The organism is Micromonospora yasonensis (assembly GCF_026013475.1).
GTDB classification, from domain to species: Bacteria; Actinomycetota; Actinomycetes; order Mycobacteriales; family Micromonosporaceae; genus Micromonospora; species Micromonospora yasonensis.
The window spans coordinates 1-8,783 of record NZ_JAPDPH010000263.1; the positions used below are offsets into that span (position 1 = coordinate 1).

9 protein-coding genes, 2 tRNA genes and 1 pseudogene are annotated in these 8,783 nt (G+C 70.1%); 5 read left to right on the forward strand and 7 right to left on the reverse strand.

Going from position 1 to position 8,783, the window contains the following annotated elements:
- The first annotated feature begins 458 nt into the window (after nt 1-458).
- Nucleotides 459-689, forward strand: coding sequence for a hypothetical protein (locus tag ONA70_RS31960; protein WP_265010216.1), 231 nt, complete (start codon nt 459-461; stop codon nt 687-689).
- A 5-nt stretch (nt 690-694) separates the two neighbouring features.
- Here the strand turns inward: ONA70_RS31960 and ONA70_RS31965 are convergent, their stop codons facing one another.
- Nucleotides 695-1,492, reverse strand: a complete 798-nt coding sequence (locus ONA70_RS31965) for a carbon-nitrogen hydrolase family protein (RefSeq protein ID WP_265010217.1) — start codon at nt 1,490-1,492, stop codon at nt 695-697.
- Between the two features lie 40 nt (nt 1,493-1,532).
- Entirely contained in the window at nt 1,533-2,066 is a 534-nt protein-coding gene (locus ONA70_RS31970) for an EamA family transporter (protein WP_265010218.1), read from the reverse strand.
- Here ONA70_RS31970 and ONA70_RS31975 point away from each other — a divergent pair.
- Nucleotides 2,041-2,688 carry a helix-turn-helix domain-containing protein gene (locus ONA70_RS31975; RefSeq protein WP_265010219.1) on the forward strand — a complete coding sequence of 216 codons (648 nt, stop codon included), beginning with the start codon at nt 2,041-2,043 and terminating at the stop codon, nt 2,686-2,688. The two genes, ONA70_RS31970 and ONA70_RS31975, sit on opposite strands and share 26 nt — an antisense overlap.
- Before the next feature lie 23 nt (nt 2,689-2,711).
- On the opposite strand, the gene clpX is transcribed toward ONA70_RS31975, so the two are convergent.
- The 5 genes from clpX to ONA70_RS32000 form a co-directional block, all read right to left on the reverse strand.
- Nucleotides 2,712-4,007, reverse strand: coding sequence for an ATP-dependent Clp protease ATP-binding subunit ClpX (gene clpX, locus ONA70_RS31980; protein ID WP_265010220.1), 1,296 nt, complete (start codon nt 4,005-4,007; stop codon nt 2,712-2,714).
- A 215-nt stretch (nt 4,008-4,222) separates the two neighbouring features.
- Nucleotides 4,223-4,885 carry an ATP-dependent Clp protease proteolytic subunit gene (locus tag ONA70_RS31985; RefSeq protein ID WP_265010221.1) on the reverse strand — a complete coding sequence of 221 codons (663 nt, stop codon included), beginning with the start codon at nt 4,883-4,885 and terminating at the stop codon, nt 4,223-4,225.
- 14 nt (nt 4,886-4,899) lie between these two features.
- Complete coding sequence (locus ONA70_RS31990; RefSeq protein WP_265010222.1) at nt 4,900-5,541, reverse strand: ATP-dependent Clp protease proteolytic subunit; 642 nt, start codon at nt 5,539-5,541, stop codon at nt 4,900-4,902.
- 173 nt (nt 5,542-5,714) lie between these two features.
- Complete coding sequence (gene tig, locus ONA70_RS31995; RefSeq protein WP_265010223.1) at nt 5,715-7,061, reverse strand: trigger factor; 1,347 nt, start codon at nt 7,059-7,061, stop codon at nt 5,715-5,717.
- Nucleotides 7,062-7,208: 147 nt separating this feature from the next.
- A tRNA-Pro gene (locus tag ONA70_RS32000) sits at nt 7,209-7,282 on the reverse strand.
- Nucleotides 7,283-7,565: 283 nt separating this feature from the next.
- Here ONA70_RS32000 and ONA70_RS32005 point away from each other — a divergent pair.
- The 3 genes and pseudogenes from ONA70_RS32005 to ONA70_RS32015 all read left to right on the forward strand — a co-directional run.
- A tRNA-Gly gene (locus tag ONA70_RS32005) sits at nt 7,566-7,639 on the forward strand.
- A 96-nt stretch (nt 7,640-7,735) separates the two neighbouring features.
- Nucleotides 7,736-8,089 carry a VOC family protein gene (locus ONA70_RS32010; RefSeq protein ID WP_265010224.1) on the forward strand — a complete coding sequence of 118 codons (354 nt, stop codon included), beginning with the start codon at nt 7,736-7,738 and terminating at the stop codon, nt 8,087-8,089.
- A 268-nt stretch (nt 8,090-8,357) separates the two neighbouring features.
- Nucleotides 8,358-8,783 (forward strand): annotated as a pseudogene (locus ONA70_RS32015) (Hsp70 family protein); the annotation flags it as partial.

An 8,783-nucleotide genomic window follows, 5' to 3' on the forward strand; every position in this document is an offset into this window, starting at 1 on the left:
ACCTCTCCAACCTACTCGGGCCGACTTTCGCTGTCAACCTCGTGTTCGAGGTGATCAACTTGGTCAGTCCGAACCACTCCGACGCACGCCGTACCCGGCGGTCGTTTCTGTCGTGGTTTTCCGGCGGACCGGCCGGCGCCGCTTTCGCGGCCACCCGCCCGGCTCCCTGCCGGCCTTCGAACTCTACCCGGTCGGCTTCGCGATCGCAACTCCGAATTTTCGGAGTGCTCGCACCGCCCGAATCTCAGTCTGGCTCGGCGTCTCCGCCACCAGCCTGGTGCCCGCTCTCGGCCGGTTTGTCCGGCCTCCCGCGTGCAGAGAGAAAGTTACGCGGACGACCCCGAGAAGGCAAATCAATGATCGTCTTTCCCTCTCCGATCGGGCCCGCCCGGTTCCGGACAAGGAAACCGACGATCGAACGGGACCAGGCCGCGGCTGCACGTGCCAGAGTGTTCGGCATGGATGACGTGTCCCGGCTCCCCGCGGTGACGACGCTCGCCGAGGACGCCCTGCTCGGCCTGCTGCTGCCGTTCTGGCAACTGGTCATCGGCGCCTTCGTGCTCTTCGTCGTCCTGGCGTCGCTCCGACGCCTGGCCCAGCGCGGCCCGTCCCGGATGACCACGGCCCTGGTGATCACCGCCGTGGCGATCGCCGGCTTCACCCTGGTGGGCGTACTGCTGGAGAGCTGACGGGCTCAGAGCCGACGGTTCGCGAGGCTGGGCAGCTCGGCGCGGATCGTCCGCAGCCGGTCCAGGTCCAGCTCGGTGACCGCGAGACCCGGCCCGTCCGGGACCTGGCTGAGCACCGTTCCCCACGGGTCCACCACCATGCTGCGCCCGAAGCATGTCCGCCCCGGCTCGTGATCGCCGGTCTGCCCGGCGGCCGCGACGTAGCACTGGTTCTCGATCGCGCGGGCGCGGAGCAGGACCTCCCAGTGATCCCGGCCGGTGTGCATCATGAACGCCGCCGGCACCACCAGCAGCTCGGCGCCGCCATCCGTGGCGAGCTGCCGATACAGCTCGGGAAAGCGCAGGTCGTAGCAGATCGAGAGGCCCACCCGCAGGCCCTCGACGTCGACCACGACCGGCTGGTCGCCCGGCGCGACGGTCGCCGACTCCCGGTACGACACCCGGCCGGGGATCTCCACGTCGTACAGGTGAATCTTGCGGTAGCCGGCGGCGAGCGCGCCGGTGCGGTCGAAGACCAGCGACGTGTTCCAGGTGTGCTCGGGGTCCGGCCCCGCCTCGTGGAACGAGCCGGCGATCACCCAGATGCCGAGTCGGCGGGCGACCTCGGCGAAGAAGCTGCCCACCACGCCGTCAACCGGCTCGGCCGGGGGCATCCGGTCGCCCGGCCCGAGGTAGTCGACGTACTCGGGAAGGACGGCAAGGTCGGCGCCGGCCGCCGCGGCCCGGACCAGCAGGGCCTCGGCGGCGGCGAGGTTCGCCGCCCGGTCGTCGCGGGCGTTGAGCTGGCAGACGGCGACGCGCATGGGGCTCAGCGTACGGGCGGGAGCCCAGCGGCGACAGGGCTCAGATGCTCGCCAGCAGCAGCGCGCCGGCGGCGAAGCCGAGACCGGCCAACTGGACCGGACGCAGTCGTTCCCGGTCGACGCCGAGCGCGAGCAGCACCGTGCTCGCGGGATAGAGCGAGGCGATGGCGGCGACGATGCTCAGGTGGCCCCGGGCGGCGGCAGCCAGGTAGAACGCGTTCGCCGCGGAGTCCAGCAGGCCGGCTGCGGCGGCCCAGCCCAGCACCGGCCGCCCGAGCCGAAGGCCCACCCCGGCCCGCGCCGCGACGGCGAGCCCGAAGGCGATCGAGCTGACCCGGACGGCGAGCACGGGCCACATGCCGGCGGCCTCACCGGCCTGGCCGAGCAGGGCGAAGAAGACGCCGAAGAGCAGGCCGGCGCCGAGCGCGGTGCCGAGCACGCGGGTGGACACGCGGCCGGAGGCGCCATTCTCACCGAGGCTGACCAGGGCGATGGCCACCACCGCGAGCCCCGCCCCGGAGAGTGCCAGGGTGCCCGGGGAGTGGGCGGTGAGGAGCCCGGCGGCGATCGGCACCACCGCCGCGGTGATCGCGGTGACCGACGCGACGACGGCCGTGGCCCGGCAGGTGCACGAACTGCGGGCCGCCCGCGGTTGGTCCTTCGAGGAGCTGGCCGGCCGCTCCGGGGTCAGCAAGGGCATGCTGGTGCAGATCGAGGGGGCCCGGACCAACCCGAGCATCGGCACGCTCTGCCGCGTCGCCGACGCCTTCGGGGTCAGCATCGCCCGGCTGTTGGAGCCGGCCGAGGAGCACAGCGTACGGATCTCCGCGAGCGCCGCCGCGCCGATTCTCTGGCGGGGTGACCGGGGCGGAACGGCCCGTCTGCTCAACGGTCTCGGCGAGCCCGATCTGGTCGAGCTCTGGGAATGGCGGCTGGAGCCCGGCGAGGCGCACGCCTCCCCCGACCATCCACGGGGCACCCGGGAGATCCTGCACGTGCTCGCCGGCACGGCGGCCGTGACCGTCGACGGCGTCGACCACCACGTACGGGCCGGGGAGACGATCGAGTTCCACGCCGACCGGGAGCACGGCTATCGCGCGGCGGGCGCCGAGCCGGTGCGACTGGTGATGGTGGTGGTCACCCCGTCGGGCGAGTGGGACCGACGAACCCGTTCACGCGGACCGCGCCCGAGCTGAGCCGGGCGCGGTCGGGGCGGGCCTCAGGCCGACTTCTCCTCGCGGTCCCGGCGGGCCCGGCGACCGGTGAACTCGCGGGGCACGATCGTCGGGTTGACGTTCTCCAGGACGACCTCGCGGGTGATCAGCACCCGGGCGGCGTCGGGGTTGCTCGGCACCTCGTACATCACGGAGAGCAGAACCTCTTCCATGATCGCCCGCAGGCCGCGGGCGCCGGTGCCGCGCAGCATGGCCTGGTCGGCGATGGCCTCCAGGGCGGGCTGCTCGAACTCCAGCTCGACGCCGTCCAGCTCGAAGAGACGTTGGTACTGCCGGACCAGGGCGTTGCGCGGCTCGGTGAGGATCCGCACCAGCGCGCTGCGGTCGAGGCTGCGCACGCTGGTGATCACCGGGAGCCGGCCGATGAACTCGGGGATCAGGCCGAACTTGAGCATGTCCTCCGGCATGACCTGGCTGAAGATGTCGTCGGTCGACCGCTCGGAGACCGACCGGAGCCGGGCGCCGAAGCCGGTGCCACCGGAGCCGGTGCGGGCCTCGATGATCTGGTCGAGCCCGGCGAAGGCGCCACCGCAGATGAACAGCACGTTGGTGGTGTCGATCTGGATGAACTCCTGGTGCGGGTGCTTGCGCCCGCCCTGCGGCGGCACGTTGGCCACCGTGCCCTCGAGCATCTTCAGCAGCGCCTGCTGCACGCCTTCGCCGGAGACGTCCCGGGTGATCGACGGGTTCTCCGACTTACGGGCGATCTTGTCGACCTCGTCGATGTAGATGATCCCGGTCTCGGCGCGCTTGATGTCGTAGTCGGCCGCCTGGATCAGCTTGAGGAGGATGTTCTCCACGTCCTCGCCGACATATCCCGCTTCGGTGAGGGCGGTGGCGTCCGCGATCGCGAACGGGACGTTGAGCATCCGGGCCAGGGTCTGCGCCAGGTGGGTCTTGCCGCAGCCGGTGGGGCCGAGCAACAAGATGTTGGACTTGGCCAGCTCGACACTGTCGCTGCCGGAGCCGGGGGCGCCAGCCGCCTCGGCCTGGATCCGCTTGTAGTGGTTGTAGACCGCGACGGCGAGCGCCTTCTTGGCCTGCTCCTGGCCGACGACGTAGTTGTCGAGGAACTGGCAGATCTCCATCGGCTTGGGAAGCTCTTCCCACTTCACCTCGCCGGACTCGGCCAGTTCCTCCTCGATGATCTCGTTGCAGAGATCGATGCACTCGTCGCAGATGTACACACCGGGGCCCGCGATGAGCTTCTTGACCTGCTTCTGCGACTTGCCGCAGAAGGAGCACTTCAGTAGGTCGCCGCCGTCACCGATCCGTGCCACCTACGTTCTCCCTGCACTCGTCGGCCGGAGCGCCGGCCCTGACCTGCGGGCGTCGAGCGCCCGTCCGTCTTGTCGTCCCACCCTGCCGGTCCGACCCAGCGAAGCGGTACAGACCCGACGTTACCCGCTGGCGGGAGTTTCTCCGACCCCCAAAGCGGGTGTGTCAGAGGCCGGCCGGGAACGACGTCCCGGCCGACCTCCGACCTCACCAGTGCTCAGCTCGCGGCGTGCGCCGCGAGCAGACCCTTCTTGCGGCTGGTCAGAATGGTGTCCACCAGCCCGTACTCCTTGGCCTCCTCGGCCGTCATGATCTTGTCACGGTCGATGTCCTTGCGGACCTGCTCGACCGGTCGGTCGCAGTGCTGCGAGAGCATCGTCTCCAGTTGCGTCCGCATCCGCAGGATCTCCCGGGCCTGGATCTCGATGTCCGAGCCCTGGCCGTAGCCGCCCTCGGTGGCCGGCTGGTGGATGATGATCCGGGAGTTGGGCAGCGCCATCCGCTTGCCCGGGGTGCCGGCGGAAAGCAGCACCGCCGCCGCGCTGGCCGCCTGGCCGAGGCAGACGGTCTGGATGTCCGGGCGGACGTACTGCATGGTGTCGTAGATCGCCGTCATGGCGGTGAAGGAACCGCCGGGCGAGTTGATGTACATGATGATGTCGCGGTCCGGGTCGGTGCCCTCGAGCGTCAGCAGCTGGGCCATCACGTCGTTGGCCGAGGCGTCGTCCACCTGCACGCCGAGGAAGATGATCCGGTCCTCGAAGAGCTTGTTGTACGGGTTGGACTCCTTCATCCCGTACGACGTGCGCTCGACGAACGACGGCAGAACGTAGCGGTTGTGCACGGCCGCGAACTGGGGCGGCAGGCTCAGGTCGGTCATCGTCAGCTCCTCGGTCAGCTCAGGGTCCCGGCGCCTTCCGGAACCTGAGCGGCTCCGGTGATCACCTTGTCGATGAAGCCGTAGTCCATGGCCTCCTGGGCGGTGAACCATCGGTCGCGGTCCGAGTCGGACTCGATCTCCGCGGCGCTGCGGCCGGTGTGGAAGGCGACCCGCTCCTGGAACATCCGCTTGGTGTACAGCATCTGCTCGGCCTGGATCGCGATGTCGGCCGCCGTACCGCCCATGCCGCCGGAGGGCTGGTGCATCATGATCCGCGCGTGCGGCAGGGCGTAGCGCTTGCCCTTGGTGCCCGCGCAGAGCAGCAGCTGGCCCATGGAGGCCGCCATGCCCATCGCCACGGTCGACACGTCGTTGTCGATGAACTGCATGGTGTCGTAGATCGCCATGCCGGAGTAGACCGAGCCACCCGGCGAGTTGATCCAGAGGTTGATGTCGCGGTCCGGGTCCTCCGCGGCGAGCAGCAGGAGCTGCGCGCAGATGCGGTTGGCGACCTGGTCGGTCACCTCGCTGCCCAGGAAGATGATCCGTTCCTTGAGCAACCGGTTGTAGACCGAGTCGTCGAGGTTGCCAATGGTGTCGCCACCACGGGCGTCGATCGCCCGGAGCGGCTTCGCTGGGATGTGCATGTCGGTCATGGCAGCCCTTCGCTCTCCGTACCGTCCTACCCGACACTAACCGCTCAGCCGGGGGGCGTACTCCCGGTCGGGGCACTGTTCGCTCTCAGCGCAGTCACCCTCGGGGCGTACCCAGAAAAGGGTTTCGGCCGCCGCCCGACGCGCAGCGAGGGACGGCGGCCGACACCCGATGATCAGTGCTCGTGGTTGTGCTCGGCCTCGTTCTGGGCCCGCAGCGCGTCGAGGGTGACCTCGTTGCCCGCCGAGTCCTTGATCTTGATCTTCTCCATCACCGAGGCGAGCGCCTTGCCCCGGCGGACGTCGCCGAAGACGGCCGCGGCGGCACCCGAGCGGACCAGCTGGTCGTAGTACTGCTGCGGGGCCATCCCGGCGCGCTGGGCGCGGTGCACGATCTCGTGGCCGAACTCGTCGTCGGAGACCTGGACGTCCTCGGCGTCGGCCAGGGTGTCCAGCAGGAGCTGGATCTTGACGCCGTCGGTCGCCGCCTCGGTCAGCTCGGTGTCGATCTGCTCCTCGGTCTTCTCCTCGGCGGCGAGGTACTCCTCCAGGGAGGCGCCGATCCGCTCGAGCTGGTCGACCATGGCGGCCTTGCGGCTCTCGACCTCTTCCCGGACGACACCCTCCGGCGCCGGCACCTCGGCGGCGGCGACCATCTGCTCGAGGGCCTTGTCGCGGGCGGCGTAGATCTGCTCGACCTGCTTGCCCCGGGTGACCCGCTCGCGCAGGTCGTTACGGAGCTCCTCGATGGTGTCGAACTCGCTCGCCAGCTGGGCGAAGTCGTCGTTGAGCTCGGGCAGCTCCTTCTCCTTGACCGTGCGGACGGTCACCGCCACCTCGGCGTCCCGGCCGGCGAAGTCGCCGCCCACCAGCTGGGTGGAGAAGGTGGTGCTGTCGCCGGCGGCGAGGCCGACCAGGGCCTCGTCCAGCCCCGGCAGGAGCTGCTTGCTGCCGACCTCGTGCGAGATGTTGCTCGCCTGGCCGCCCGGCACGTCCTCGCCGTCCACGGTGGCATTGAGGTCGATCTGGACGTAGTCGCCCTCCTGGGCGGCCCGCTCGACGGTCTTCAGCGTGGCGAACCGCTCGCGCAGGCTGTTCACCTGCTCGTCGATCTCGCTGTCGGCGACCTGGATCTCGTCGACGGTCACCTCGATGGTGGCCGGGTCCGGGAGGGTGATCTCCGGCCGGACGTCGACCTCGGCGGTGAAGTTGAGCGAGTCACCGTCGTTGAACTCGGTGATCTCGACCTCCGGCCGACCGAGGGTCTTCAGGTCGTGCTCGCGGACCGCGGCCAGGATGTTTTGCGGGATGGCCTCCTGCACCGCCTCGTTGAGGACGGTGCCCCGGCCCACCCGCTGGTCGATGACCGCGGCAGGAACCTTGCCCCGGCGGAAGCCGGGAACCTGGACCTGCTGGCCGATCTCCCGGTACGCCTTCTTGAGGCTCGGCTCGAGCTCGACGAACGGCACCTCGATGGCGAGCCGCACGCGCGTCGGGCTCAGAGTCTCGACGGTGCTCTTCACAGGCGTACTCCTTGACGGATCTGGTGTTGAAGTCTGGGCGTGTTTGCGCGCATCGAGTGTAGGCGAGCCGACCTGCTGCATCGGCAGCGCCCGGGCACCGCGCGGAAAAATCGGCGGTTCCCGGGACGAGCCGGCCGCGAACGACAGTCGGGGTGGCGGGATTTGAACCCACGGCCCCTCGCTCCCAAAGCGAGTGCGCTACCAAGCTGCGCCACACCCCGTGGCGACGAGCAGTCTATGCCGTCCACGCCCACCGGACGGTCACCGGGGCGCGCCGCCCCGCGTCCGGGCCGCCCGGCGGCGTCTGGCAGGCGGCATCCGGGCGCCGCTGGCAGGCGGCAATTTCAGGGAAAGTGTGGCCTCCGGGCGCCGGGAAGGCACTCTTTCGGGGAAGTTGTGCGGATCATGGGGGCCGGGCGACCCGGCGGCGCGCGGTACGGGGCTGCGCGTCCGGTTCCGGGATTGGGTAGGCTGTCGGGCGCGCCCCGCGACAACGGGGTGCATGCGGGCGTAGCTCAATGGCAGAGCTTCAGTCTTCCAAACTGACGGTGCGGGTTCGATTCCCGTCGCCCGCTCCACGTAAGAACCCGAGAGCGCCGGGCTACCGGCAGCACCAGCGGTTCAAGACAGAGCAGGCCTGGCCCACGAGGCTGCCGCGAGGCAGCATGGCCCTCATGGCCATAAAGCGCACAATGCCCGACCTTGCAACCGAAGACATCGCGACGGCCACCGCCTTCTACGTCGAGGTACTTGGCTTCGAGGTCGTCATGGACATGGGCTGGATCGTCACCCTCAGCGATCGCGCCAACCCGAAAGCCCAGCTGAGTCTCATGACCCACGACGCCACCGCACCGGTCATCCCCGACGTGTCCGTGGAGGTTGATGACGTCGATGCCGCGCATCAGGCCGCCCGAAACGCCGGCGCTGAGATCGTGCACCCGCTCACCGACGAACCATGGGGAGTCCGACGCTTCTTCATGCGTGACCCCAACGGCAAAGTCATCAACGTCCTCACCCACAAGAGCTGACGACCCGCGAGCGATGCCTGTTCCGTTTCGGGCGCCTCGGTGCGGTGATCCTCGTCCTTCCAGACTGACGGTGCGGGTTCGATTCCCGTCACCCGCTCCACCACCCTCCGGCGCGGCCGGCGTACGAATCCCGACCGGCAGCCGTCCTCCGTGGAGAGTTCCCCGGTCCACGCGTTCGCGGCACGTACCGCGCCGGAGATCGACGCGCGGTGTGGGCTGCGTACGATGCGGGGCCGGGCATCCCCTCGTCGGGTGGAGGTAGGCACGGATGTCAGGCCAGCAGGACGGATTCGCCCTCGGCGTGGACCTCGGCACCTCGAACACGGTGGCCGTGCTGCGCTGGCCGGACGGGCGGACCCGCCCGCTGCTCGTGGACGGGCATCCGATCCTCCCCTCCGGGGTCTACGCCGACACCGAGGGGCGGCTGCACGTCGGGCGGGACGCCCAGCGGCTGGCCCAGGCCGACCCGACCCGGTACGAGGCGAACCCGAAACGCCGGGTCGACGAGGAGACGGTCGAGTTGGGCGGCCGGGCGTACCGGCCGGCGGAGCTGCTGGCCGCGACGCTGCGGGCGGTCGCCGACGCCGCGGTGGCCGCGGTGGGTTTCCTGCCGCCGGCGGTGGTCACCCACCCGGCGGCCTGGGCGGCGCCGCGCCGGCAGGTGCTGCACGACGCGCTGGACCTGGCCGGCTGG

Bases quoted from the DNA above. Each gene is read 5' to 3' on its own strand.
- ONA70_RS31965 (WP_265010217.1), bottom strand. From the start codon at position 1,492: ATGCGCGTCGCCGTCTGCCAGCTCAACGCCCGCGACGACCGGGCGGCG.
- ONA70_RS32010 (WP_265010224.1), top strand. From the start codon at position 7,736: ATGGCCATAAAGCGCACAATGCCCGACCTTGCAACCGAAGACATCGCG.
- ONA70_RS31985 (WP_265010221.1), bottom strand. From the start codon at position 4,885: ATGACCGACCTGAGCCTGCCGCCCCAGTTCGCGGCCGTGCACAACCGC.
- ONA70_RS31990 (WP_265010222.1), bottom strand. From the start codon at position 5,541: ATGACCGACATGCACATCCCAGCGAAGCCGCTCCGGGCGATCGACGCC.
- ONA70_RS31960 (WP_265010216.1), top strand. From the start codon at position 459: ATGGATGACGTGTCCCGGCTCCCCGCGGTGACGACGCTCGCCGAGGAC.